The organism is Sphingobacterium sp. UGAL515B_05 (genome assembly GCF_033097525.1).
GTDB lineage: Bacteria > Bacteroidota > Bacteroidia > Sphingobacteriales > Sphingobacteriaceae > Sphingobacterium.
Window position 1 is genome coordinate 5,016,616 of record NZ_CP109907.1, and the last position, 25,575, is coordinate 5,042,190.

20 protein-coding genes are annotated in these 25,575 nt (G+C 43.9%); 13 read left to right on the forward strand and 7 right to left on the reverse strand.

Annotated elements, in window-relative coordinates; translation table 11 throughout:
- Positions 1-105 precede the first annotated feature (105 nt).
- The 7 genes from OK025_RS20785 to OK025_RS20815 all read left to right on the forward strand — a co-directional run bounded on the left by OK025_RS20785 (position 106) and on the right by OK025_RS20815 (position 14,458).
- Complete coding sequence (locus OK025_RS20785) at positions 106-3,489, forward strand: TonB-dependent receptor (RefSeq protein ID WP_317666642.1); 3,384 nt, start codon at positions 106-108, stop codon at positions 3,487-3,489.
- A gap of 13 nt (positions 3,490-3,502) precedes the next feature.
- Positions 3,503-5,374 carry a RagB/SusD family nutrient uptake outer membrane protein gene (locus OK025_RS20790; RefSeq protein WP_317666643.1) on the forward strand — a complete coding sequence of 624 codons (1,872 nt, stop codon included), beginning with the start codon at positions 3,503-3,505 and terminating at the stop codon, positions 5,372-5,374.
- Between the two features lie 23 nt (positions 5,375-5,397).
- Positions 5,398-5,865 carry a DUF5018-related domain-containing protein gene (locus OK025_RS20795; RefSeq protein ID WP_317666644.1) on the forward strand — a complete coding sequence of 156 codons (468 nt, stop codon included), beginning with the start codon at positions 5,398-5,400 and terminating at the stop codon, positions 5,863-5,865.
- Between the two features lie 160 nt (positions 5,866-6,025).
- Positions 6,026-7,426: a Gfo/Idh/MocA family oxidoreductase gene (locus OK025_RS20800; protein WP_317669779.1), complete on the forward strand. Its 1,401-nt coding sequence runs from the start codon at positions 6,026-6,028 to the stop codon at positions 7,424-7,426.
- A gap of 15 nt (positions 7,427-7,441) precedes the next feature.
- Entirely contained in the window at positions 7,442-10,108 is a 2,667-nt protein-coding gene (locus OK025_RS20805; RefSeq protein WP_317666645.1) for a beta-galactosidase, read from the forward strand.
- Positions 10,109-10,201: 93 nt separating this feature from the next.
- Positions 10,202-12,034 (forward strand): right-handed parallel beta-helix repeat-containing protein, encoded by a 1,833-nt coding sequence (locus OK025_RS20810; RefSeq protein WP_317666646.1) that lies wholly within the window; start codon positions 10,202-10,204, stop codon positions 12,032-12,034.
- A gap of 27 nt (positions 12,035-12,061) precedes the next feature.
- A complete protein-coding gene (locus OK025_RS20815) occupies positions 12,062-14,458 on the forward strand; it encodes a glycoside hydrolase family 95 protein (protein ID WP_317666647.1) in 2,397 nt (798 codons plus the stop codon).
- A 93-nt stretch (positions 14,459-14,551) separates the two neighbouring features.
- Here the strand turns inward: OK025_RS20815 and OK025_RS20820 are convergent, their stop codons facing one another.
- The 5 genes from OK025_RS20820 to OK025_RS20840 form a co-directional block, all read right to left on the reverse strand.
- Positions 14,552-15,445 carry an ectonucleotide pyrophosphatase/phosphodiesterase gene (locus tag OK025_RS20820; RefSeq protein ID WP_317666648.1) on the reverse strand — a complete coding sequence of 298 codons (894 nt, stop codon included), beginning with the start codon at positions 15,443-15,445 and terminating at the stop codon, positions 14,552-14,554.
- A gap of 38 nt (positions 15,446-15,483) precedes the next feature.
- Complete coding sequence (locus tag OK025_RS20825; RefSeq protein WP_317666649.1) at positions 15,484-16,737, reverse strand: MFS transporter; 1,254 nt, start codon at positions 16,735-16,737, stop codon at positions 15,484-15,486.
- Entirely contained in the window at positions 16,737-17,831 is a 1,095-nt protein-coding gene (locus OK025_RS20830; protein ID WP_317666650.1) for a zinc-binding dehydrogenase, read from the reverse strand. The genes OK025_RS20825 and OK025_RS20830 overlap by 1 nt, the downstream gene beginning before the upstream one ends.
- A gap of 217 nt (positions 17,832-18,048) precedes the next feature.
- On the reverse strand, positions 18,049-18,615 hold the full coding sequence (locus OK025_RS20835; RefSeq protein ID WP_317666651.1) for a hypothetical protein: 567 nt from the start codon (positions 18,613-18,615) through the stop codon (positions 18,049-18,051).
- A 56-nt stretch (positions 18,616-18,671) separates the two neighbouring features.
- Positions 18,672-19,061: a DUF1398 domain-containing protein gene (locus OK025_RS20840; protein WP_317666652.1), complete on the reverse strand. Its 390-nt coding sequence runs from the start codon at positions 19,059-19,061 to the stop codon at positions 18,672-18,674.
- 139 nt (positions 19,062-19,200) lie between these two features.
- Between OK025_RS20840 and OK025_RS20845 the strand changes: the two genes are divergently transcribed.
- From OK025_RS20845 to OK025_RS20865, 5 genes are all read left to right on the forward strand, one after another.
- Complete coding sequence (locus tag OK025_RS20845; RefSeq protein ID WP_317666653.1) at positions 19,201-19,797, forward strand: Crp/Fnr family transcriptional regulator; 597 nt, start codon at positions 19,201-19,203, stop codon at positions 19,795-19,797.
- A 66-nt stretch (positions 19,798-19,863) separates the two neighbouring features.
- Positions 19,864-20,307, forward strand: coding sequence for a carboxymuconolactone decarboxylase family protein (locus OK025_RS20850; RefSeq protein ID WP_317666654.1), 444 nt, complete (start codon positions 19,864-19,866; stop codon positions 20,305-20,307).
- Positions 20,308-20,610: 303 nt separating this feature from the next.
- Complete coding sequence (locus OK025_RS20855; protein ID WP_317666655.1) at positions 20,611-21,528, forward strand: oxidoreductase; 918 nt, start codon at positions 20,611-20,613, stop codon at positions 21,526-21,528.
- Positions 21,529-21,538: 10 nt separating this feature from the next.
- Entirely contained in the window at positions 21,539-22,513 is a 975-nt protein-coding gene (locus tag OK025_RS20860; RefSeq protein ID WP_317666656.1) for an aldehyde reductase, read from the forward strand.
- Positions 22,514-22,542: 29 nt separating this feature from the next.
- A complete protein-coding gene (locus OK025_RS20865) occupies positions 22,543-23,349 on the forward strand; it encodes an AraC family transcriptional regulator (protein WP_317666657.1) in 807 nt (268 codons plus the stop codon).
- A 43-nt stretch (positions 23,350-23,392) separates the two neighbouring features.
- On the opposite strand, the gene OK025_RS20870 is transcribed toward OK025_RS20865, so the two are convergent.
- On the reverse strand, positions 23,393-23,731 hold the full coding sequence (locus OK025_RS20870) for a winged helix-turn-helix transcriptional regulator (protein WP_201668103.1): 339 nt from the start codon (positions 23,729-23,731) through the stop codon (positions 23,393-23,395).
- A gap of 103 nt (positions 23,732-23,834) precedes the next feature.
- Here OK025_RS20870 and OK025_RS20875 point away from each other — a divergent pair, with 103 nt between their 5' ends.
- Entirely contained in the window at positions 23,835-24,581 is a 747-nt protein-coding gene (locus OK025_RS20875; RefSeq protein WP_201668104.1) for an SDR family oxidoreductase, read from the forward strand.
- Positions 24,582-24,724: 143 nt separating this feature from the next.
- Here the strand turns inward: OK025_RS20875 and OK025_RS20880 are convergent, their stop codons facing one another.
- Positions 24,725-25,477: an SDR family oxidoreductase gene (locus OK025_RS20880; RefSeq protein ID WP_201668105.1), complete on the reverse strand. Its 753-nt coding sequence runs from the start codon at positions 25,475-25,477 to the stop codon at positions 24,725-24,727.
- Positions 25,478-25,575 lie beyond the last annotated feature (98 nt).

Genomic DNA, 25,575 nt, shown 5'->3' on the forward strand with positions numbered 1-25,575 from the left:
GAAAAACCAAGCTGAGAAAAAAGCAAAATCGGACGTGGTACCAGCACATCCGATCGTTGCTAGGAGTAAAAAACAAATTTTCTAAGAACCTAACATTACAAAAGTATGAATTTTAACATTCAATACAAGCGATTGTATTGCCTTGTCTACCGGCTTCGAAAAATTAAGCGTAGACCCCTGATTTATGGTATCCTGCTTATGAAACTAATTGTCTTATTGACAGCGATGGGAACGTTGAATGCGTACGCTGCCGTATATGCACAAAAAATCAATCTCAACCTGAAAAGTGTCACCCTAAAGGAGGTATTGGACCAAATTGGCAAACAGTCAAAATACGACCTGTTTTACAATATCGACTTTGTCGAAAAACTGGGCAAACTAGATGTTACCTTGGAAAACATGGAGCTCGAAAAGGCCCTGGAAAGCCTGAGCCGTCGTTTGCCAATCGACTACAAGATCAATGCGCGCATGATTACCTTATTTCCTAAAGCGGAAAATCCGATACAGCAGCGCATGGTCAAAGGTAAAGTAACGGACGAGGATGGAAATCCGCTGGCAGGGGTTACAATCGTCGAGAAAGGAACACGAAACGGAACGACAACAGATGCCTCCGGCGAATTCATTTTAAGAGACAGCAAGGCCGGAGCGACTATATCCATCAAGATAATTGGCTATGTCGCCCAGGAGGTAATCTCCAATGGCGACCCCCTAAACATTCGTTTAGCCAAAGACGTGGCTTCTCTTGATGAAGTTGTGGTGGTGGGTTATGGCCAAAGCAGTAAGCGTAATATCAATAGTGCTGTAAGTACATTGGATATGGGAAATGTGGCTAAAATCCCGGTGCAATCTATTAACGACGGTATCGCCGGTAGAATTCAGGGGGTCATCGTGACGAGTAGCTCGGGTGCGCCCGGATCCAAAAGTTCGGTCTCCATTCGCGGAGCTGGAACACCCTTGTACGTTATCGACAATGTCATCCGTTCTCAGAATGATTTCCTAAATATCAATCCCAACGATATTGAAAACTATTCTGTATTAAAAGATGCTGCCGCGACAGCACTTTATGGCGCGCAAGGCGGAAACGGCGTTATCCTCGTGACAACGAAAAGAGGAAAGGAGGGCGCGATGGATATCAATTATACATTCAATCAGACGTTCTCCCAGCCAACTATTTTTCCAAAGAAACTAAGTTCTTATGAAAATTTAAAAGCCATCAATGCGGTGTATCAGTTTGAAGGCCTGCAGCAGCCAACTCCAGACAATATACTGGAGTATTATAGGACACAGGAAAAACCGTACGAATACCCCAATACAGATTGGCAAAAAGTAGGCTTGAAAGACTATGCAACTGAACAAAGACATGATCTGGCGATCACTTCTGGAACGGAACGGTTGACGTATTATGCTTCCGGATCTTATTACAACCAAAATAGTAACCTGCGGACCAACAACAATAATAACAAACGCATTACCTATCGGTTAAATACGGTCAGCAACTTTAAAGAGGTCAATTTAAAAGTGACCGCCGGACTGGATGGCTATATCGAAGATAATATTCTTCCCAGTTCTTCGACGGCATCTTCCTATGCGGCATTTTATCAACATATACAGCAAAGGCGTTCTTCGCAGTTAGCTTACAATGAATTTGGACTCCCTTCTTCAAACACAACCGATAATCCTGCCGTAGAACTGTCGGATGCTTCTGGTTACAATAAGTCCAATTCCCGCATATTTAATAGCATACTTTCATTTGAATACAATGCGCCATTTCTTGAGGGCTTGACCTTAAAAGCCAACGGAAATTATAATATGTGGAACTCCAAAAACAAGCTCTGGAATTTAACAGCGCCTTCTTATGCCAATGGCAGCACGACGCCAATTTTGGGTAATCCGCCTAATCTAACAGCTACACGTGGAGAAGGAAGTACATTATTATTGCAAGGATATTTACTGTATAATAAAAAATTCGGCGATCATTCCTTTGATTTTACGGGTGTATACGAACAGGCAAAAAACCTAAGTACGTCCGTTTCTGCAACCCGACAACAATACCAGATTTTATTCGATCAGTTTATTGCCGGGCCAACAGTCAATCAATTGGCAAATGGTTCGGAATCTGAAAGTGGCCGCGCGGGTTATGTGGGCCGGCTATCTTATAACTACAAATCCAAATACTTTTTCGATGGATCACTTCGTTACGACGGTCTGGATCTATTTCCTAAGCAACGACAATGGGGTACATTTTATGCGTTATCCGGTGGTTACGCCATTTCGGAAGAATCTTTTTTCCAGCCGCTACGTGAACGTAATATCTTGAATTACCTCCGTCTACGTGGATCGTATGGTTTAGTTGGAAGTGCAGAAGGAATTTCACCGTTCTCGTATGTACCCGGCTACAGCATCGATGCCAACAGCTGGATTGTGGATGATAAACCTGTGCAGGGATCCTCAGAGCCGGGAAGTCTGCCAAGCACCAATTTCTCCTGGTATAGTATTCGGGAACGAAACTTTGGGTTAGATTTTGCTTCACTCAACAACCGTTTGACAGGAACTTTTGACTATTTCTACAAGCGTACTACGGGGTATGTTGTGGCCGATACGCGGTATGCCGCAACCTTGGGGATAGGCCTTCCACCTATTAATTATGACGCTGGGGCTTTCCGTCGGCATGGCGCAGAATTTAACTTGACATGGAATGACAGAAAAGGGGATTTTACGTATAAACTGGGGGTAAACTTTACCTATTTCAATCAGCTATGGGAACGTAATCCAGCCGAAGACGATGCTACCGTCAAAAATCCGTATACACGGGAAACGGGTATCGTTGATCTGGGCATAGTGCGCGGATATATTAATCAAGGCTTTTATCAAAATAATGCAGACCTGTTATATGGTCCGCGCAGGATAAGTTCCATTAATGTGATTGCTGGCGATCTGCGTTATGCAGATTTTAACGGCGATGGAAAATTAGATGGCGCAGATCAGATCCGCGTTGGAAGCAATTCTTTTCCACGGATTAATTATGGTACAACCATCGACCTGGGCTATAAGGCCTGGAGCCTATCAGCGGTGATTATGGGCTCGGGCAATCGCGATAGGTACCTTGGTAGTATTATACAGGGAAGTGGCGAAAATAAGTTGATTTATGAGTTTCAGCAAGATTACTGGCGCGTAGACAATACGGATGCACTTTTCCCACGTCAAGTAACCGCTACGGGTGTAAACGGAAATAATAATTTCGTCACCAGCGATTTCTGGATTTTGCCTTCGCGATTTGTCAGACTCAAATATTTCCAGCTCGGCTATGATTTAAAAGCGCAGCTTTTAAAAAACACCAAGTTCAAACAATTCCGCGTGTTTGCCAGCGGTACCAACTTATTGACTTTCTCGAATACGAAGAAATATTTTGTGGATCCCGAGTCTGATCAGAATAATGAGAATTATCCCATCCAACGTACGATTTCTCTGGGTGTAAATGTTGGATTTTAAGTTAGATAGCAAAATGAAAAAATTAAATAAACTTTCCTATATAGCCTTTGGACTGTTAGTGGCCGGTACATTTACAGCGTGTAAAGATGTTTTGGATACACAGCCTTATGATAAAATCGGCGAAGATGTCATCTGGAACAGTCGGGCAAATGCCGAAACCTTTATCTATAGTACCTATGGAATCATGAACAGTTTTGCAGGTGGACCTGCTACGGACGCATGGACCATGAACCTGATCAGTATGGACGGAACTTACAATGGCGCAAACGCCGTTTTCACGGAACGCCTTGACCGTACTTCAGATATGGGATTCAACAACTGGGCCGAAATAAGACGATGCAATGTCATTATCGCTAAAGTAACAAGCTCTGCCGGAATAACAGAAGCCGATAAAAAGGAACTAATTGCGGAAGCCAAGTTCCTGCGTGGCATGTCTTACTACAACATTGCGCGAAGAGTTGGTCGTATTGTTTGGATTGATAAGGTACTGACGCCCGACGATGAACTTCTCCTGCCAAGTACAGCTACGCCAAGTGAATCTTACCAATATATCATTAAAGATCTTGAAGAAGCCGTGGCGGATCTGCCTACCGAAAAAGTAGGTGGCAGAACCAATAAATATGTGGCAGCCGCCATGTTAACCGAAGTTTGCTTGCAGGCACTGGCCTACGAAAACTATCCTAATCCGATTACGGTAAACCCATCCAATCCACTATTGAAAAAAGTGCTTGAATACGGTGAACTGGTGCAGTCCGGAGGCTATCAGCTGGAAGCTGATTATGGAGGTATATTTAACGAAGCAAAACCCTATTCGAAAGAAACCATCTATGGAATTTACCGAAAAGCAATCAATACTTCCTGTGAAGGTACACCGATGCAGGTGATGATTCCAAACCTGAACAACGATAATATAAAACAGTCTGGGGGTAGTCCACTGTTGAAATCGCCGATCAAGATATTTGAAGCCTGGGGCGACCATGGGCCTTCTCAGGATCTGGCCGATGATTATCTTGTCATTGATGCGGAAAACCCACAGGCTGCAGTACGCTGGGACAAAGCCTCACAGTTTAAAAAAGCAGTTGATGAACAGGCAACGATCGCTACAACCATTATCCCGAAAGCAAATGGAGAGAAAGAACTCAATCGGGGCACAATAAAGGCGGGTAGTAATGCCACAATCTGGAGTTTGACCAACCAAAATCGCGATGCACGCTGGAATGCAAGTGTATTAAGTGATTCTTCGGCAGTTTTCTATGGCGAAACACTCACCACGGATGTAAAGGGGAATTCCGGTCGCTGGCTCAAGTTGAACGGCTTTGCCTATTTTACGTCTTTAACCAATATGTATTGGCGCAAAAGTGTTTACAATAATGTGAACCCGCGCATTTATGTCGGTGTTCCAACCGACTATCACTATGTGATTGCCAGACTGGGAAGAGTATATCTCAATATGGCTGAAGCTTATCTTTTGCAAAAAAACCTGCCAAAGGCCTTGGAAATGATGAACAAAACCCGGGTGGTGCATGGTCAGCTACCACCAAGTCAAGCAGCCGATTTTGCGGCAGCATGGACCGATTATAAACGCGAACGGAGAGTTGACCTGGTACTCGAGAATGATTATTACTGGAGTTTGCTGCGCTGGGGCAGGTATGGCGGTGAAGCCAATCATGGAAACGCATCGGGCGGAATTATCCCCGAGTTGACAACGCTACCTAAAGTAATGGATATCAGTAAAGACAGAAAACACTTTTCGGTTGTACAAGGTGCCTTTTTCTCATCCAACGACATCAGGGAATTTGACGCGAAACGGAGATATCTATTTCCGATTGCACAAAGTTATCTTGACCGAAATAGCAAATTTGGCCCGCAAAATCCAGGATGGTAATTAAGATTATGAAACGATTTAAAATGAAAAGAATACTACTTATTGCATTGCTGCCACTGTTTGTGGTATTGATGAACAGCTGTTTGAAGAAAGGTCTTCCAGAATATGAAAACTGGGATCTCAATAACATTGATAATGTATATGTGGAGTATCGATACGAAGGTGGGAAAATGATGAATGGCCAACCAGTCGTCGAATACAAAAGGCTGGATGTGGAGAAAAAAATCAATACTTCCAACAACAGCATTGAATTGAACATTCAGGTACCGGCCGCTTCAGGCTCTTTCACCGAAGAAATTCGCAAGAAGGTAAACCAGAATTACCTGTGGGTTTATACGGATATTTCTACGGCGGCCAAAATTTCTCCTATCGGGGATACGCCAAAACTGGGGGATCCGGCAGACCTCAATAAGGAACTTCATTACCAGGTAACCGCTGCCAATGGCGGTAAGAAAGATTGGGTCATTAAGGTCGTAACCTTTAAAAATTAAAACTTTATAAAATTATTGGATTATGCCTGTATCATTTTTTAAGAGGCATAATCCAATCTTTCCAAGAACCGAACATGGCATTTGGGCCCGAACCTGTCGTATGGCTGGCAATCTGCTGACGCGGTAAAATTTTCATGTGTATAATTATAAGATGACCGAAATGAATCCAAAAAGAAGAAGTTTTTTGAAGCTGGCCGGGCTTTCAAGTTTGAGTGTGTTGTCCAGTGGAATATTTGCAAAGTCCCCACAGGTATCAGCGCACGAAGCTGTAGATCGTTTTGAGGCCCCAAAACAAAAGTTTAATATGTGTGGCTATGCCGCTCCACGAATGGACAAGGTGCGCATCGGGTTTATCGGTGTCGGCAATAGAGGCGCTTCGGCGGTATACCGAATTGCGCACATTGATGGCGTGGAAGTTAAAGCAATCAGCGATATCCGTCGGGGGGTCGCCGAACGCGCGGCGAAATATGTCAAAGGGGAAGCCCCCATCATTTATGCCGATCAGGAAGAGGAATGGAAGAAATTATGTGACCGGCCCGATATCGATTTGGTCTATATCTGCACGCCCTGGCATTTACATACGCCCATGGCGCTCTATGCCATGAAGGCCGGAAAGCATGTCGCGGTCGAAGTACCCATTGCAACGACAGTCGAAGAATGCTGGCAGCTGGTCGAAACCTCCGAGGCAACAAAGAAACACTGTATGATGCTGGAAAACTGTTGTTATGATTTTTTTGAGCTCATGACACTGAATATGGCAAGACAGGGATTATTTGGCGAAATTCTGCACGGGGAAGGGGCTTACCTCCATAATTTGCTGCAGGAAAATTTTGCCAAAGACAGTTATTACGACATGTGGCGCCTAAAAGAAAATTTTCGCAATGGAAATTTGTATCCCACACATGGTCTGGGGCCGATCTGTCAGTTGATGGACATCAATCGCGGGGATAAGATGAGCTATTTGACCTCAATGTCATCGAATGATTTTAGTATGCATGCCAAAGCCCTCGAGCTGGCTGCGAAAGATCCTTTTTATGAACCGTATGCCCATAAAAGCTTCCGTGGAAATATGAATACAACGACAATCCGTACCCAGAAAGGCAGGACCATCATGTTGCAGCACGATGTATCTAGTCCAAGGCCCTATTCACGCATACACCTGGTCAGTGGCACCAAGGGAATGGCCCAAAAATGGCCCGAACCTGAACGGATTGCCTTTGGTCATGACTGGATTTCCGCCGAAGAGATGAAAAAGCTCGAACAGCAATACACGCCCGAGATTGTGCTCAAAGTGGGCGAGATGGCGAAAAAGGTAGGCGGCCACGGTGGAATGGACTTTATGATGGACTGGCGGCTGATTGATTGCCTTCGCAACGGGCTGCCACTGGATCAAGACGTCTACGATGCTGCCCTGTGGAGTGTGATCGCCCCCTTAAGTGAGCGCTCCGTTAAGAAGAGATCGGATAGTGTGGATATTCCTGATTTTACAAGAGGAGCCTGGGCCAGCAATCCGAAAATGGAGCTGACCTTGAAGGGTGGCGGAAATACTGGAATGAAATAAATTTTAAAGAGAACAATGAAATATCGTTATATAGCCCTTGCCTGTTTACTGTGCTCGACTGCGGTGCGTGCCCAATATCAAATGGATTTGCAACATGTCGGAACAGTTCCATTGAATTACCTGAATAAAGAACCTATCGGTCCGAAAGGAAAAGAAATCCGCGTCAATAATATTTACATGGAAGAAGGCGGCAAGCCCGTTCTTCCGGTGATGGGCGAGTTTCACTATGTCCGTATGGATCATCGCTATTGGCGCGACGCGCTGCTCAAAATGAAAGCCTCGGGTGTAAATATGGTGGCGACCTACGTCATGTGGAGCCTGCATGAAGAAACCGAAGGGCAGCAAAATTGGTCTGGCAATCATGACCTGCGACGTTTTGTCCAGTTATGTGATGAACTTGGATTGAAAGTGCATCTCCGCGCCGGCCCTTATTGCAATGCCGAAATGCAGCATGGGGCGCTTCCCGAATGGATCGTCAACAATAAAGCACTGGTGACCCGAAGCAATGATCCGTTGTACCTTAATTATTCCAAAAAATGGTATCAATCTGTCTTTAAGCAGGTCAAGGGATTGTTGCACAAAGACGGCGGGCCAATTATGGCTTTGCAATTGGAAAACGAATTCGTCAAAAAAGGACTTGTGGTTTCCCACCTTATGAACTTAAAAAAGCTGGCTCGTGAAGCTGGTTTTGATGTGCCTTTGTATACCATGACACACTGGATGGATAGTGAATATCCCAAAGGGGAAGTCGTCCCCTATGGTGGTTTCTATATTGAAACGCCCTGGGTGACCAACCATGGTAAAATGACGCCACCCACAAATTTTGAATATTTTACCTACAATAGGCTTTCGGATAATATTGGGACCGATATCATCAAGATTGAGGGGGATGTGGAATCTTTCGACGGTTCAAAAAATGACTCGCCGTTTTTTACCTGCGAAGTGGGGGTAGGTGCTCCTACTTTTTATCACCGCAGGGCTGTAGTTGACGGGGGAATGGCTGGCGAGAATATCAACCTGCGCCTGGGTACTGGTGTCAACCTTATGGGCTACTACATGTATGTAGGTGGTACCAACCCACGGGGCGAAAAGAATACCTACGGCAATGGCCCTTACTTTGGCTATGATTATCAGGCACCGATCCGTGAATTTGGAACGCTTGGCAAAGTGATGACAGAAACCAAAAAGCTCAATTATTTCATGAATGATTTTGGATCTGAACTGGCACCCATGCTGGCTTACCTTCCTTTGAGCAATAAAAATAAAGATAATCTACAGTGGTCTGTCAGGTCGGATGGTAAATCGGGATACCTTTTTGTATCCAATTACCTTTACCGCTACGATAGACCCACATTCGATCAGGTACAGTTTAAGCTGAAACTACAGGATGAAGAATTGGCTTTTCCAAGAAAACCGGTCGCTATAGTGAATAAATCCTATTTCTTGTGGCCTTTTAACTTAGATATGAACGGCGTCAACCTGAAATATGGGACAGCGCAGCCCATCACAAGTCATCGTGAGGGTAAGGTAACCAGTTATTTTTTCTTTGAAGATGATGCAATTGCGGCAGAATACCTCATCGATGCAACCCAACTCAAAAGAATCCAGGCCAAAGGCGCAAAAGTGACCAAAGAAAAGAACCGATATTTTGTTTCCAATGTGACGCCGGGAAAAGAAGCTGTGATCACCCTAACCAAGACAAACGGCGAACAGATCAAACTCGTAACGCTTACCGAAAAACAATCCGATGAGCTTTGGAAAGGCAAGCTCGGAGAAAAGGATTTTGTTGCGTTGACGAGTTCAAGCCTGGCCGTAGATGCGGGCAAGATGCTAATTACCGCCGAAGATGCCACGCAAAAGATCAGTTTATACAGGTCCCAGGGGCAGAAGTCTTTTGAAGATAAGGTGTATCAGGGAAAAAAAGCAGATCAGCTGCAAGCTACAGCTACAGTATTGGGGCCAATGGATGAGGCCAGCTGGATATACCCGAAAACAGGTATTGTATTGAAGAAAGCTTTTGACGGGACTTCATTAGCCGATGTAACAGAAGCGACATTGCGGTTTAGTTCTGATAAAGCGGTAAAGGTATATTGGAACGGCAGGGAGTTGTCTCCTAAAACTGTGGGGGAATATGCAAAGGCCGATGTTAAAACCCATGTACTTTCGCGAAATAATGAAATCCGTTTTGAATCAGTAGAGAACGGGGCCAATGTAATTGCGTCCATAGAAATCCTATACAAAAATGGCGTGCGCAAGGTATGGAATACGGACGATACCTGGTTAAATGCAGACAATAAGCCTGTGGAAACCAGAGACGACAAAAGCAAGCCAGCGCATTATGCTGCTGAAGAGAGATTGGGCCTCTTTGCGTTTACCCTGCCTGATTTGACGCGGAGCAAAGATGAGGTCCGGTTGGAACTGAGCTACTTTGGCGATAAGGCCACGGCCTATATCGGTGAAGAACCATTTACCGATAGCTACAACGACGGTACGCCCTGGATACTGGGTGTCAGCCGTAAAAAGGAAGAACTGCTGAATGATAAGTTAACTGTGCGCATCACTGGATTTGGGGCCGATACGCAAGATATCTTCTTGGAAGACAATTTTGACCGTATCAAAAGCCAGTTCCCGGCAATTAAAAATGCCAAGATGGTTAAGGACTATACCTATAGCGTCAACTAACAGTACAGGGTGATGAAAAAAGCTATATCGTGCTATGAAAACACGATATAGTGTTATTAAATGTGAAGACAATTATAAATTTTTGATAGCATAATGAGGCTAGTAATTTTAAGTATATGGGTATTGATTTTTTTTCAGGTGAATGGCCAAACCATTGATGTAACGCAATTTGGTGCCCAGCCCAATAGTTTCGCTGACGCGACCCTTGCTGTAAAGAAGGCGATTGAAGCGGCAAAAGGGCAATCGGATGTGATCTTAAATTTTCCAAAAGGGAGATATGATTTTTGGCCAGATCATGCCACCGAGACCAATTATTACATTTCGAACAGTTCGTCTGAAAGTGAATTTCCAGTAAAAAGGCAGCGCGTGGGCCTATTTTTTAAAGGCCTTAAAAACATCCGGCTCGAAGGGAACGGGTCAACCTTTGTATTTCATGGGAAAATGATCAGCTGGGTATTAGATAGTTGCGAAAATATAACATTACGCAATTACACAGTAGATTATGAGCGGCCCGGCATGTCCGAAATGACCGTCCGATCGCTATCGCCGACAGAAATAACTGTTGCTGTCCATCCCGACAGCAGATTCACAATAATGGACGGAAAAGTACAGTGGTACGGTGAACAATGGATACCCAATCCAAAAGGTTTCTTTCTGGCCCGGGTAAATCCACATGAAGATCGGATTTTTTACAGCAACTGGGTGCCTTTTCAAGCGAGCAGCGCTGAAAGAATCGGATCCACTGGCATTAGATTTAAGGGTGATTTTTCGAAATTTAAGGCCGATACAGGTGATGTACTTACGCTCAGGGATGCCATAAGGGATTATGTCGGTGTATTTCAAAACCGAAGCAAGAATATCAGCCTACACAATGTGCATATGAATAGTATGCACGGTTTGGGTATTGTATCGCAATTCTGTGAAAATTTAAACTATGACCGTATTTATGTGGAGCCGGCCAAAGGTAGTGGCCGCGTGATCGCTTCATCGGCCGATGGTATGCACTTTTCGGGCTGTAAAGGGCAGATTACCATCAACAACTGTCGGTTTAGCGGGATGCATGACGATCCCATTAATGTGCATGGAACACACCTGAAAGTGAAAGAGATTATTTCACCAACGCAGTTGAAATTAAGATTTATGCATCATCAGAGTTATGGTTTTATGGCTTTTGCTAAAGGGGATACAATCGCATTTCTACATGCAAAGGCATTGCAGATCTACGGTCAAGGAGTGGTTAAATCGGCTACGTTGGTCAGCGAACGGGAGATGCTTATCGAACTGGAAAAAGCCGTCCCAAAGCAGCTTCAACTGGACGATGCCCTGGAGAACATCACCTGGACGCCGGCGCTTACCTTAACCAATTCAAGGTTTGAACGTACAATTTCCAGGGGAACGCTGGTTACGACACGACGGAAAGTCCTGATCGAAAACAATGTGTATTACCGTACAGGCATGCATGCGATTCTCATCGAGAATGATGCGATGGGCTGGTATGAGTCTGGTCCCGTAGCGGATGTCACGATCAGGAACAACCAATTTATAGCCTGTGGTTTTAACAGTGCGCCGGGTAGTTATGCGATTAAGATAAACCCCGAAAACAGCGAACAGGTAAAAAATTATTATGTACACCAAAACATCCGTATAATGGACAATTTGTTTCGTCTGGATGGAGCTCCGCTGTTGTCCGCAAAGAGCACCAAGGGACTGCTATTTGCCGATAACCGGATAGAAAAAATGAATGCATCTGGAGGAGAGGAACAGCCGGCATTCCATCTCATCGATTGTACGGGGGTACGGATCGAGGGGAATAAATTTGAAGGGACGAGGCCGCGACTACGGGTTCAGGGCATGTCCAAGAGCGATCTAAAATCGGATATTAAATTTGAAATACCGGATGTGAATCAAGAAGGTGCTGGTTTTTAATCAGGTATTTACAGCATAACTAAATGAATGATGAGAGTTTTTTTTATTGCGCTTTTTGCAAGTGCTTACGCTGTTGCTACGGCACAGGAAAACAATGCCCTAAAATTATGGTATACGAAACCGGCAACACAGTTTGAAGAAGCTTTGCCGTTGGGAAATGGCCGCCTGGGGGCAATGGTATATGGCGGAGTGGACAAAGAACGTATATCTTTAAATGAAGCCACCTTATGGTCGGGTGGTCCTATTGATGCCGCAAAGGTCAATCCCGATGCAAAACGTTATTTGCAGCCCATCCGGGAGGCACTATTTAACGAAGACTATAAAAAGGCCGATTCCTTAGCCCATTTTATGCAGGGACCTTACTCGGAGGCCTTTATGCCACTGGGGAATCTCTTTTTCGACTTTGCCCACAAGGGGAATGTGAGCGATTACCGCCGGGAACTGGATATTCAGCAGGCAATTTCAAAAGTGAGTTACCGGATTGGGGAGACCAGGTATACACGGGAGACATTGGTGTCACATCCGCAACAGGTGATTATCTTTCGCTTAACTGCGCAAGGAAAAGATAAACTTAATTTTTCCTGTCATTTTGATAGCAAATTGCTTTCGCGAAGTTCGGTAAGGCAGGGGATGCTCCAAATGAACGGTTGGGCACCGGCGCATACCGAACCGAATTATAGGGGTAATATCGCGAATGCTATTGTGAATGACACCACAAATGCGATGCGCTTTGTATCTATGCTTAAGGTACTGAAAACCGATGGCAAGCAAAAGTTGCAAGATTCGACCTTAAGTGTGAGCGGGGCCACGGAAGTTGTGCTGGCTTTGTCTATGGCAACCAGCTACAATGGCATCGATAAAAATCCGGGCACAGAAGGTAAATCCGTAGATAAACTCGCTGCTGGCTATCTTTCAAAAATCGCCAATACCGATTATCAAAGTTTAAAAAAGATACATTATGCCGACTTTGGAAAGTATTTTAATCGGGTATCTTTAACCTTGGGTGATGCTGAAAACGAAAACCTATCCACTGTAGACAGACTTAATCGCTTTGCTGCCGGCCATAGAGACAATAGTCTGATCGCTCTTTTTTATCAGTATAGCCGGTACTTATTGATCAGCTCTTCACGGGAGGGAGGTCTCCCGGCCAATCTGCAGGGAATCTGGAACGAATCGGTACGCCCGCCCTGGAGCAGCAATTATACCACAAACATCAATGCCGAAATGAACTACTGGGGAGCAGAGACCGCAGATCTTCCGGAAATGCACCGCCCATTATTTGATTTTATTGGCCGATTGGTAAAACCGGGGCATATTACTGCACAAAACTTCTATCACGCCGGCGGCTGGGTATGCCACCACAATAGCGATATGTGGGCAATGACCAATCCCGTTGGAGATAGCGGTGAAGGCGATCCCTGTTGGGCCAACTGGCCGATGGGCGGAGTCTGGTTGAGCACACATCTGTGGGAACATTACGCCTTTACCAAAGATGAGGCCTTTTTGCGCGATCAGGCTTATCCTGTAATGAAAGGAGCGGTGCAGTTTTGCCTCGACTTTTTGACAGCGGATAAAAAAGGTTATTTGGTAACTGCACCTTCGACTTCGCCAGAGAATGTATACATCACCGACAATGGCTATGTCGGGCAGACCTTGTACGGAAGTACAGCAGATTTGGCGATGATTAAGGAACTATTTGTTGATTATTTAAAAGCTGCGGCCGCCCTCAATATCGATAAAGAAATACAGGCACAAGTAAAGCAGGCTTTCGCAAAAATTTATCCGTATCAGATCGGTAAGCAGGGTAATTTGCAGGAGTGGTATCACGACTGGGCGGATAAAGAACCCCATCATCGACATCTGTCTCATCTGTTTGCCGCTTATCCGGGCTATACCATCACCACCGCAGAAACGCCTGAGTTAGCTGAGGCGGTACGTAAATCACTTCAATTAAGGACCAACGAAGGAACAGGTTGGGCGATCACCTGGAGAATAAATTTGTGGGCAAGGATGCAGAATGCTGAACGCGCATACGATGCTGTTAAAAAATTAATGCGCTTTGTGGGAAAGGATGCGGCAATTAAATATGGCGGCGGTGGTGTGTATGCCAATTTATTTGGTGCACATCCGCCGTTCCAAATTGACGGAAACTTCGGCGGTGGCGCCGGCATTTCAGAGATGTTGCTCCAAAGTCACCAGGGCTATATTGAACTGCTGCCTGCACTACCCGAGGAATGGCAGACTGGCGCGGTCAAAGGTTTTGTTGCCCGTGGTAATTTCGTCCTTAACTATTCTTGGGACAAAGGACAGTTAAAAGAAGTAAAGCTGCTTTCCCGTAAAGGCGGTACCTGTAAAATCAAGTATAAAGATCAAGTGAAAACCCTCCATACCCAAGTGGGGAAAAGTTATACGTTGAAGTTCTAAAAAAAGGTTGCCCTTCAGATCTGAGGGGCAACCTTTTTTTAGATGAGTAATCTTTTTAGCAGATTGCGTTCGGAATACCCATAACAGGCACCTCTATTTGAACATTTCAGTAGGAGCAATACCGGTCCAAGATTTGGGAAGATCTTTTATTCCAAATATTTTGGCTAATATCCAGGATGTATTTCTGTTGCTATTAAAGAATGCATCTGTCATGCCCAGGTTTTTGATTTTTTTTCCGGTAATACCAAAAGGTATTTGCATCTCATTCATGCTTACCCCACCATGTCCCTTAGCGATTCCACCATGATCTGAAAGCAGTAGAAAATAGGTGTCATCATAAAGATTCTGGTCTTTTAGCTTTTGAACAAATTTGCCGATTTCGACATCGACTTCTTCAATTGCAGCAATGTATTCGGGAGACATCCAACCATAGCCATGCCCCGCATGATCCACATGGACGCTATATAAAAACACGAGTGTAGGACCATTTTTATTTTCGCCGATAAATTTTAGTGCTTTAGCATAGTTGTTCTTGTATTTATCGTCCTCTTCAAAAGAAACTTCATCAAGGTATTTTTGATTGATCGGATTGATAAGTTCGGCCCAATTGTAATAGAATGCGGTTTTTGCATTTGGTTTTTTATCTTTCAATAGTTTGAATATCGACGGCGAAAAACCATCTGTATCAATTTCTATCGCTTTGAGGGGATGTTTTGATAATGTCCAGTTATTAGCGGTAATACCATGTTCTTCGGGACCCTGACCGGTAAGGTGGCTCGTCCAATTGGGGAGCGTAACCGAAGGAATCACGGGCCTGCTGCTGAGCGTGATCAAGCCTTTATCAAATAGCTTGTCAAGATTAGGATGTTTAGATCCTTTAAAGCCTTCGGTACTAAAGCCATCTAAGGCAATAACGACAATACGCTGGGCATTTAGGTTCGTGCATGTGAGCAAGAATAGCAACATGAAGAGGTTTATTTTCATCATCTTTTCGTTTTTTATAAATAATTGATAGTAAACAAGTTTCAGGACATGCTTTTATTATGATTTATGATTGGATTATTCGTTTTAACAAAGCTGATAATAGTTGCGCAGATCGCGCATATGAGTGCAACAAATAGAAATATATTAGCGGTATTGCCTGTATAATCAATGAGTTTACCAAATATTGGCTCACCAATGGCTGCAAATACATAGGCAAACATGTTCATGATACCTATACCGGTGCCGACGAGTTTGGTGCCCAGAAGATCAGGACATAAGGTCCAAAAGTTAGCTTGGGGGCCGTAGACGAAAAATCCGGAGCTGAACATAAGTGCGCCGATGAATAGATGGCTGTGCATGGGCACAAAGTAAATAAGCAGGGCGATGACACTACTTATAAGCATACCTGTAGCGATTGATTTGCTTCTGTTTTTGTCAAAAATGAGATCAGAGATATAACCAAATGAAACTGCACCCAGGGCCATGCCTACTGGTATCAATAAGGTAAGCCACATATTGCCGGAAGACGCCTTATAGTTGTTTCCTAAAAAGTGAATCGGTACCCAGAAAATAAGACCATAACGCGCCATACTCTGAAAGCCGATGGCAAGGGAAGCAATCATAAAGCTGCGGTTCTGAAACACTTTCTGGTAAGATTGTTTCCAGTTTTCCTGTTTTTTGGCGATTGTTTCTTCTTCAGGTATTGTATATCCTTTTCTTTTGGGCGAGCTATAGGCAACGAGCAAAAAGACAAGGAGTGCAGCGGCAAGAAATAGGATAGGATATCTAAATAATGTTCGCCAGCTCTGATCCTGCTGGACGAGTATTAACGCCATGAAAAATGTTAAAACGGAAGAACTTCCAGCAGCCATGGTATAAAAACCGAATGCTTTACCGCGTTCGGCGCTGCTCCACCAATTGGAAATCAGTTTACCTCCAGATCCCCAGGCCATAGACTGAAAATAACCATTTAACGTCCAAAGGATAAGAATCGTTGAATAAGAATTTGCAAAGCTAATCGACAGGTTGCAAAGAATGGAGAAACTTCCCCCAGTGATGATCATCAATTTGGGACTTAAACGGTCTGCTAGATTTCCGTTGATCAACTGACCGATAGCATAGCCCATGAGCATGGCAAAGCTGATCCACCCCACTTGTTGAAAGCTAATGTCTAGTTCTTTGGAAATACCCCTGGCCGCCCAGCCAAAATTGTGACGACCGGTATAAAAGAATAAATAGCAAAACATCGTCACAAACAACATTTTCCATTGATCTCTTCTAAATTTCGTTCCCATTATCGTTTTGCCGTTGAGCTGTCCATGTATATGCCTGCACGAATTGGCTTATGCGTAAGGGCGTAATCGATCGCGGCATTGACTTCGTCTAAAGGAAATTCACGTTCGACCAAGGATTCAAATGGATATTTCCGCCAGTTGTTGATAATAAAGTCCACCGCAAAAGAGAAGTCAGTATAGTTATAATTGTGAAGCCCTTTGATGCAAAGCATTTTCCGGATGACTTGTTCGGCATCTATTTTTGTTGGGCGTTGATGAAAAACTGCACCGACCAGTATAGCCCGACCATGAAGTCCCAAGGTCTCTATGCCCAGTTCCATGGCATCAGGCGAGCCGCTCATGTCGATAAATCTGTCGATCGTGATTGCCTGCAATAGTGCACAGTTTTCTCGTTCGGAAAGATAGATGGTATGGCTGGCACCGAAATGTTTTGCCATCTCTAATCGAGCCGGGTTCACATCAGATGCGATAATGTTTGATGCGCCCAATTCCTTGCACATGGCGATAGTTACCAAACCCAATAATCCAATACCGGCTACATGTACATTTTTTCCGGCAATTGTGCCAGCGAGCCTTATGGCACCTGCTGAAGTAGCCACAGCACAATTGATTGTTGCTGCTACCCGCAATGAAATAGCTTTAGGAAGCAAACGTATGCAAGTATGGGGACGTAGGATAATATGTGTTGCTAATCCGCCATGTAGCTCGTCCTGTTCTGTAATCTTCCGATGACCATATTTATAGAGGCGGTCGTTTTTTTGTGGCGTATCGGGTTGATAATTGGCCGAATTCGGATCGCTGGCGAATACCGTCCAGGTGATGAGATCTCCCGCCTGAAGTTTATTTCCCTGTACGTCGAGTCCGCTATGCCTGGCCGATATTTCCGCGATGGTACCGACAATTTCGTGCCCCAGAATAGTAGGGCAGGGTTCATTGCGCAAACCACAATAGGTATGAAGATCACTACCGCAGAGCGTTGTATAACTGATATTGACCAAAATTTCACCATCATGTAATGTAGGAATAGGTGTAGTGACTTCGGTCAGGGCGGTGTTGGCGCCACTGAAAGCATAATATGTTGCTCGTTTTTTCATCGGATATAAATATACATAAGTTGTGTAATACTAAACAATGTTTATTTATACTATATTTACGCTGTGTTAAATAATTATGAAAATTTGTTGAAAAAGTAGCGTTACTAGCCCCGTTTTAGGATCCAGATCGGTCCCCGGCTGGATTCGGGAAGCGGCAATAGTAAAATGTGGATAATCTACGACTGTAGCAACGTAGCAATCTGATACCTCATTTGAATCATTGCTGTTGGTAGACCAGGTCTTTGCTTAGGCAATGTTCTTCCCAGGGCATCGTTATAAGCCGACTATGGGCATTTTGGGGAATGATACTTTTTGATGTCGGCAGGTAAAAATGGTTTTTATTTCCACTGCTCAGGGTATCGCGTAGATCGGGGATCTTTTTGAGGTTGCGCTGTAAGGCGGCAAAAAATGCTTTTGCGGATTTGTCCGCTTGCTTCATAATCTGCCGCAAGTGGATAATTTCCCTTGTCCGGTCCGTTTCATAGCCACCGCTTCCTGCAATGGTATATTCGGCTACAGGTGAATCATAGAAGACACCTGAATCTACGCTGGTTTCCTGATCTGAAAAAGGATAGGTTGACAGGTAAAATTCCTGATAATCCGCTGATGAAAAGCTTTCCAGAAACGCCGACGGATTTTCCTTGCTGTATTTCAGATAACTCCGTTTGCCTGAACGACGGTTTATCTTCTCAACATAGGCATGCGCCCGATGTTTTTCCATCGTTTCTCCGCAATGCTGAAAAAATAGCTCCGCTGGTATAGCAATCCAAAAGTATTGGCCCATTTTCTTTCCTATGTTTAATTTAACTTTGATGTGTATTTGCGCAATTGCGGATCGTGTTACTGCGGTATTTCTTCCACCAGAATTTCATTCCCGGCATTATCATAATACGCGCAGGTCATCTTGTCAAGAAAGACAGTCCATTTTTCGATACCACACGTTGCGCACATTGCCATAAAAGTGGGGTAGTCTGTTTTGCCCTGTTGATGCTCTTTTAAACCTTTTTTGAACTGTTCAGCGTCAACAGTACCACCAATAGTCAATGGTTCATGACTAGCTGGTGAGCTGGTTTTGTAATGATTATCACCATAATAATCAGAGTGCCCATCTGCAACAAAAACGTCGTAAGCGGTAACCCCTAATTTTTTGATCTCCTGGATATAGGCAGGAAAGTCCGCGCCTGATTTTACGTTGCTATCAGCAGCTTCAATTTGTTCTATTGTAAACATGTTTTCTTGATTTACACGTGTTAACCCCTCTCGAATATTCTCCCATTTGGTAGTTAAGTAAATAAACTAAAGAAACAAAGCGCCAACCAATGTTGCAGAGGTTATCTTATTTTTTATTATCTTAATTGAACTAAAGATAATGAAAAACAGACGTGTAATAATGCTTGAACAGTTCAAAAAACACCTGGATAAATTTATAAAAATTTCTGACGATGAATTTGTCGATATAACCGGATATTTCGAGCGGCAGCGGCTTAAGAAGAAAGAAAACGTATTGACCGAAGGGCAGATCTGCAAAGCAAGTTATTTTGTACTGGATGGAATTCTGCGAAAATTTTTTATCAATGAAAAGGGTGTGCAGCAGACAACTGAATTCGCCATTGAAAACTGGTGGATGACAGAGACCTTCTCTTATATCAATCAGACCGCCACAGAATTTTACATCCAGGCTGTACAGCCTACGGAAGTGCTGGTCATTCGCCAGCATGCCTTCGATGATCTACTGGAAAAGCACCCGGTCATGGAGAAGTATTTTCGCATGGTGTACCAGAAAGCGTATGCTGCTGCACAGATGCGTGTCAAGCTGCTTTACGAGCACTCCAGGGAGGAGCTATACCGTCAATTCCTCAAAAACCAGCCTGCATTTCTGCAGCGCGTACCTCAATATCTCGTAGCTTCCTATTTGGGCTTTACACCGGAGTATCTCAGCGAAATCCGCAAAAAGAATTTTTCTTAAACCCGTTTAAGTTTTTCCGGCTCTCCATTTTCCAAATTTGTAGTATCAAATTAAAAAATAAGAATCATGGAAAAACGAATTAACATCAGCACAACAGAACCACTGGCATTCAAAGCAATGTTAGGATTGGAAGGTTATCTTTCAAAAATTGATATCTCACAAACGCTTAAAGAGCTCGTCAAAATCCGTGCATCACAGATCAACAACTGTGCGTACTGTATCAGCATGCATACCAAGGATGCCATTAAAAACGGTGAAAGACCGGAGCGTATCTTTTTGTTGAGTGCCTGGAGGGAGGCTACCAAATTTTTCACCGAGGAAGAGCAGGTCATATTGGCAATGACGGAGGAAATAACCCTTATCCACCAGCAGGGATTAAGTGAAGAAACCTACAGTAAGGCGTCCCGATTTTTTACTGAAAATCAGATTGCTCAGATCATTATGCTCATTGTGGCCATCAATGGTTGGAATCGGATTGCCTTGAGTACGCATCTGCAAATAGAAGATTAGAGTTCAGGAATACAGGGAGCTGTAGCAATAAACCAGAAGTATTCCGTTAGCTCCCTCTATTTAAAAATTCCTAAAGGACACAGGTATATCAAAACAGGGCATTTAAAAGATTTGATCGGCGATGATATCCAAAAATTAGGGCAAGGCCCGGTAACAGCATTGGAACGGAACGAATTCTCGTACAACATCGCAAACCTTCGGAATAGAACGGAAAGGTGAACTCCACAACAAAGAAAAATTGAACTTCACAACAAAACGGCGTAACAGTTATTCCACGAATTTTGTAGCAGAATAAAACAAAGGATGATGTGGACAAAAAATAATATACCTGATTTATCAGGTAAAATAGCAATCGTGACGGGATCAAACACGGGCATAGGGTTTGAAACAGCAAAAGCATTGTATGCAGCAGGTGCACAGGTGACCATCGCTGCACGAGATGTGGAAAAAGCAAAAAATGCGATCCAAATAATCCAATCCGACACGGCAGGGACCGGAACATTAGACTATGGAAAACTCGACCTCGTAAACATTGGACAGGTTCGGGAATTTGCAGATCTCTTTATGCAAAAGCATACAAAACTGGATATACTCGTCAACAATGCCGGAGTAATGGTGCCTCCAGCTGCTAAAACGGATGACGGATTTGAATTGCAGTTCGGTGTAAACTTTATGGGGCATTTTGCGCTGACAGGATATTTGTTGCCGCTGCTTAAGCAGGCCGCCAACGCCCGGGTAGTGACACTTTCCAGTGGGGCGGCTACGTTGGTGGATAGCATTGACTTTGACAACCTCAGATTGGAAAAGAGCTATGACGAATGGCGTGAATATGCGGTGAGCAAACTGGCAGATATCTTGTTCAGCTATGAGCTGGACCGGAGATTCAGGAATGCCCGTATGTCAGCGATTGCTGTGGCGGTGCACCCGGGTGTTACGCGCACCGATTTACAGCGGAATATACCGGATGAAAATCTGGAAGGCATGTTTGCTGCATTTGATCAGGTGATGGATCCCTGGCAGGGAGCCCTTCCCAGCTTATTCGCAGCGACAGATGCGTCGGTTGAAGGCGGAAAATTTTACGGACCGGATGGTCCGAAAGAATATGCGGGATATCCGGCGCTATCAAATCATCATACCGCAGCGATGAATGATGAAGCGCTTGCCAAAAGGCTGTGGGATTATGCGGAAAACGCCATACAATTGACCTACAAATTCAAATAATTGATCCGAAATGAACAATCAAACAGTTTTAGTAACCGGTGGTACCGGATTTTTAGGCGTTAATACTATTCTTGCACTACTTGAGCGGGGATTTACCGTAAGAACAACACTGCGCACGCTCGCCCGTAAGAACGAAATCTTGGATGCGCTGAGCGAAGGCGGCATCAGCACGTTTGATCAGCTGTCTTTTTATCAGGCCGATCTGCTTTCCGACAGCGGTTGGGATGAAGCGGCGCAGGGATGCGATTATGTCCTGCATGTGGCATCGCCATTTGTCGTCGAGCAGCCCAACGACGAAAACGAGCTGATTACCCCTGCCAGAGAAGGTACGTTGCGAGCGTTGAAAGCCGCGAAAAGGGCAGGCGTCAAACGTGTTGTGCTCACATCTTCATTTGCTGCAATCGGTTATAGCATCGATCCCAAAAATCATGTTTTTACGGAGCTCGACTGGACCGATGAAAATGCCCCGATACAGGCCTATATAAAGTCAAAAACAATAGCAGAAAAGGCCGCTTGGCAATTTATGGAGGATGCAGTCACAGCTATGGAGTTAACGGTCATCAATCCCGTCGGAATTTTTGGCCCCATCCTCGGCGGGATTTCCTCGGCCTCGCTGGATACTGTTGTTAAGGGTATTGTTGACGGACTCGTCAAGAAGAATGCACCGTTTACATTTGGTGTGGTGGATGTTCGCGATGTCGCTGATATCCATATCAAAGCGATGTTACACCCTGAAGCGGCCGGACAGCGATTTCTGGCAACTTCGGAAGGGGCTATGTCTTTTTATGATGTAGCCGAACTGATCAAAAAGGAACGCCCCAAACTGGCCGGAAAAATTGCTATTCTGCAGCCTACACCACCCCAAGAGTATACAAAGATGTCCAACAAAAAGGCGACAGAAATGCTCGGCTGGCACCCGCGTGCGAAAGAACAGGCGATACTTGCAAGCGTGGACAGTTTAAAATTTAGTCAGGTACAGGATTAAACCTTAGGGATCAGTATATTTGGTAAACCATGAAAGTAAACAACATCCAATCCTGTCACCTGGGTCCGGAGATCTCTCCCGAAAACTATATACCGGAAAACTATTTTTTATACTTATTGAAGGGAGATATGAAGGCTTATGACGGCGAAAAAAACTACAGCATAAAACCGGGCGACTATTGTATCGCCCGGAAACATCATTTGGTACGTTATACGAAATATAAGGACAATGATGAATTTGAAAAAATCATCATCACCCTGGATGAGGAATTCCTGAAGCGCTTTCTTGAACGGCATGTTTATGAAATTCGGCCATCAGCCATCGGCGACGCCTTTGTTTTTATTCTGGAAAATAAGCTCATCAAGAATTTTATAACATCTCTGGAACCGTATTATACCGGCGATTTGGAGATCAGTGCAGATTTTGTTGATGTCAAGAGAGAGGAATTACTGATTATTCTGTTAAAATCGAATCCTGACCTCATTCATATATTGTTTAATTTCTCGTTACCTGACCGGATTAATTTAAAGGAATACATGAACAAAAATTTTAGGTTTAACATCAGCCTGGAAAAGTTTGCATTTTTTACGGGGAGGAGCCTCTCGACCTTCAAGCGGGATTTTCAGCGTGTATTCGGAATGGCTCCGGGCACCTGGCTCAAGAAAAAAAGATTGCAGGAGTCCTATTTTCTAATTGCCGAGCAATCCAGAAAGCCGAGTGATGTCTATCTGGAAGTAGGTTTTGAAGATCTGTCGCATTTTTCTTTTGCGTTCAAGAAAGAATTCGGAAAGACACCAAATGAGATAGCAAAGCCCGTTTCAAATCGGATTCAATAACAAGTAGCAAAAGTCCAACTAAAATCCAGTTGACCGTGAGCGGCTAAACTTTATCCTCCACAATCATTTTTCGATGTTCTCTACCCCAGTTAATCATTTCCGAAATAATATTCCCGAAAGTCCTGCAATATGCAGTGGGTTCATATTCAATTAAAACAGGCGTATCGGGATAAACAGTTCGTTTAACCAACTTATTTAATTCCATTTCTTTCAGTTCCTTTGAAAGCATTCGTGTGGTAATCCCGGGGATACTTCTTTCAATTTCGCGAAAACGTCGGTTGCCGTTGCAAAGCGAATTAATAACAGGTATTCTCCACTTGCCACCAATGAAATAAAGGGTGTCCTGCAACGCTCTAAGTTCTTCTGTCTGATCTCTTTCCATGGTTACAAAGTTAAGTGATATAATTCATGATACTGATATACTCAGTTATACTGATAACAAAAGTATACCATTTCTCTGATAACTTTGTAAAAAAAATAAAAAAATGAAAAAGTTGAATAACAAATTAGCCATCGTAACAGGTGGAAACAGCGGAATAGGCTATGCCACCGCAAAAGAGTTAATCGCGGAAGGAGCCAATGTCATTATCACTGGAAGACGAAAAGAAGCCATTGAGAAGGCTGCTGCAGAGCTAGGAGCTATTTCTTTTGTGGCGGATCAGGGGAAATTGGAAGATATTGAAAATTTCAAAAGCTATATTGAAAAGGAATTCGGAAAAATTGACATCCTGTTTATTAATGCAGGCATCACCGGAACTTTAGGTCCGATCGAACATATGAGTGCCGAAAATTTTGACAATGTAATGGATATTAATTTCAGAGGAGCTTATTTTACTTTGAGCAAATTTATTCCCCTGTTGAACGATGGTGCTTCAGTGGTATTTCTTTCATCCAACGTCGCGACCACCGCTAAACCGAATAGTTCGATTTACCAGGCTAGCAAAGCAGCATTGAATTCCATTGCGAAGACCGCTGCTGCAGAATTAGCACCAAGAAAAATCAGGGTAAATCTAGTAAGTCCGGGGCCCACAAAAACAGAGATTATGACAAAAGCAGGATTGGACGAAAAAACATTGGAAGGTCTTGATGAATGGTTAATCAGCGGAATCCCTTTGCAAAAAATGGGAACTGCTGAGGATGTTGCAAAAGCTGTTATTTATCTGTCAGATAACCATGTGGCAAGTTTCATGACCGGAACGGAAATCCTTATTGATGGTGGAATGGTTTTATAATTTGGGACTTTACTTTTGGAATGCAAGTGCTGGAACCTTGAAAAAATTCCAGCACTTTCTATTGATATACACCAACTACTGAGCGTATCGATCTATAAGATATCCAGCTCAGCAAAGCTCGGTGATTTCTCTTTTCTGATGGCTTAAATCACAGCTGTATTTAGTGCCCAGTCCTCAAAATGAACCTTGCCGGCACAATATGCTCCAGCAGGTACGAGCAATGATTTAGGAACAACAAGATGCATATATTTGCTATCATCGTCAGAAACTACCCTTATGTGATTCCCGGTGATCGCGATATATTTCGCGACAAAATCGTCCATATTGGCCTTTATAGGCCCCGCAATCTCGACCGTGCCATTTTTAGGCTCCTCGAGTGCAAACTGCACAATGTAGTCTGTCACATCTTCCAGGGCAATGGGTTGGTAGTCGATCTTGGAAACAAATACCTCGTCACCCTGACCCTGTACGGCAATGATGGCATCAGTATGCTCATAAAACTGTGTCGAACGAATGATGGTATAAGGTATTCCGGAGTTTTTGATATTGTCCTCCTGATATTTCTTGGCGCGAAGATATCCGATCTCCAGCGCATCGTCCGTTCCGACAATGGAAAGTACGAGGTGATGCCTGATGTTTGCCGTCCGCTCCGCTTTTACCAGATTCTTTCCTGCGGTCTGAAAAAAGTGGATTGCATTTTCTTCTTCAGGAGAGGAGGAATTGGATAGATCGATGACGATCTCTGTATTTTCCAGGGCCTGGGAGAGACCTTCTCCCGTCATGAGATCCACGCCATGTGAAGGCGAACCAATGATTACCTGATGACCAAGGTTTGCCAGTTTTTTTGTGACCAGCCTTCCAGTAAGACCTGTACCACCGATTACTAAGATTTTCATAGCTAAACTATTTAAATTTACAACTTATCTATAATGCAAAATTGATCAAAAAATGAATGCCGGAAAACTGACAAACAACGGTAAAAGGTGGACAAAAA

What these genes read in the sequence shown, in the direction of transcription:
- OK025_RS20785 (WP_317666642.1), top strand. Translation starts at nt 106, where the DNA reads ATGAATTTTAACATTCAATACAAGCGATTGTATTGCCTTGTCTACCGG.
- OK025_RS20790 (WP_317666643.1), top strand. Translation starts at nt 3,503, where the DNA reads ATGAAAAAATTAAATAAACTTTCCTATATAGCCTTTGGACTGTTAGTG.
- OK025_RS20795 (WP_317666644.1), top strand. Translation starts at nt 5,398, where the DNA reads ATGAAAAGAATACTACTTATTGCATTGCTGCCACTGTTTGTGGTATTG.
- OK025_RS20800 (WP_317669779.1), top strand. Translation starts at nt 6,026, where the DNA reads ATGAATCCAAAAAGAAGAAGTTTTTTGAAGCTGGCCGGGCTTTCAAGT.
- OK025_RS20805 (WP_317666645.1), top strand. Translation starts at nt 7,442, where the DNA reads ATGAAATATCGTTATATAGCCCTTGCCTGTTTACTGTGCTCGACTGCG.
- OK025_RS20810 (WP_317666646.1), top strand. Translation starts at nt 10,202, where the DNA reads ATGAGGCTAGTAATTTTAAGTATATGGGTATTGATTTTTTTTCAGGTG.
- OK025_RS20815 (WP_317666647.1), top strand. Translation starts at nt 12,062, where the DNA reads ATGATGAGAGTTTTTTTTATTGCGCTTTTTGCAAGTGCTTACGCTGTT.
- OK025_RS20820 (WP_317666648.1), bottom strand. Translation starts at nt 15,445, where the DNA reads ATGATGAAAATAAACCTCTTCATGTTGCTATTCTTGCTCACATGCACG.
- OK025_RS20825 (WP_317666649.1), bottom strand. Translation starts at nt 16,737, where the DNA reads ATGGGAACGAAATTTAGAAGAGATCAATGGAAAATGTTGTTTGTGACG.
- OK025_RS20830 (WP_317666650.1), bottom strand. Translation starts at nt 17,831, where the DNA reads ATGAAAAAACGAGCAACATATTATGCTTTCAGTGGCGCCAACACCGCC.
- OK025_RS20835 (WP_317666651.1), bottom strand. Translation starts at nt 18,615, where the DNA reads ATGGGCCAATACTTTTGGATTGCTATACCAGCGGAGCTATTTTTTCAG.
- OK025_RS20840 (WP_317666652.1), bottom strand. Translation starts at nt 19,061, where the DNA reads ATGTTTACAATAGAACAAATTGAAGCTGCTGATAGCAACGTAAAATCA.
- OK025_RS20845 (WP_317666653.1), top strand. Translation starts at nt 19,201, where the DNA reads ATGAAAAACAGACGTGTAATAATGCTTGAACAGTTCAAAAAACACCTG.
- OK025_RS20850 (WP_317666654.1), top strand. Translation starts at nt 19,864, where the DNA reads ATGGAAAAACGAATTAACATCAGCACAACAGAACCACTGGCATTCAAA.
- OK025_RS20855 (WP_317666655.1), top strand. Translation starts at nt 20,611, where the DNA reads ATGATGTGGACAAAAAATAATATACCTGATTTATCAGGTAAAATAGCA.
- OK025_RS20860 (WP_317666656.1), top strand. Translation starts at nt 21,539, where the DNA reads ATGAACAATCAAACAGTTTTAGTAACCGGTGGTACCGGATTTTTAGGC.
- OK025_RS20865 (WP_317666657.1), top strand. Translation starts at nt 22,543, where the DNA reads ATGAAAGTAAACAACATCCAATCCTGTCACCTGGGTCCGGAGATCTCT.
- OK025_RS20870 (WP_201668103.1), bottom strand. Translation starts at nt 23,731, where the DNA reads ATGGAAAGAGATCAGACAGAAGAACTTAGAGCGTTGCAGGACACCCTT.
- OK025_RS20875 (WP_201668104.1), top strand. Translation starts at nt 23,835, where the DNA reads ATGAAAAAGTTGAATAACAAATTAGCCATCGTAACAGGTGGAAACAGC.
- OK025_RS20880 (WP_201668105.1), bottom strand. Translation starts at nt 25,477, where the DNA reads ATGAAAATCTTAGTAATCGGTGGTACAGGTCTTACTGGAAGGCTGGTC.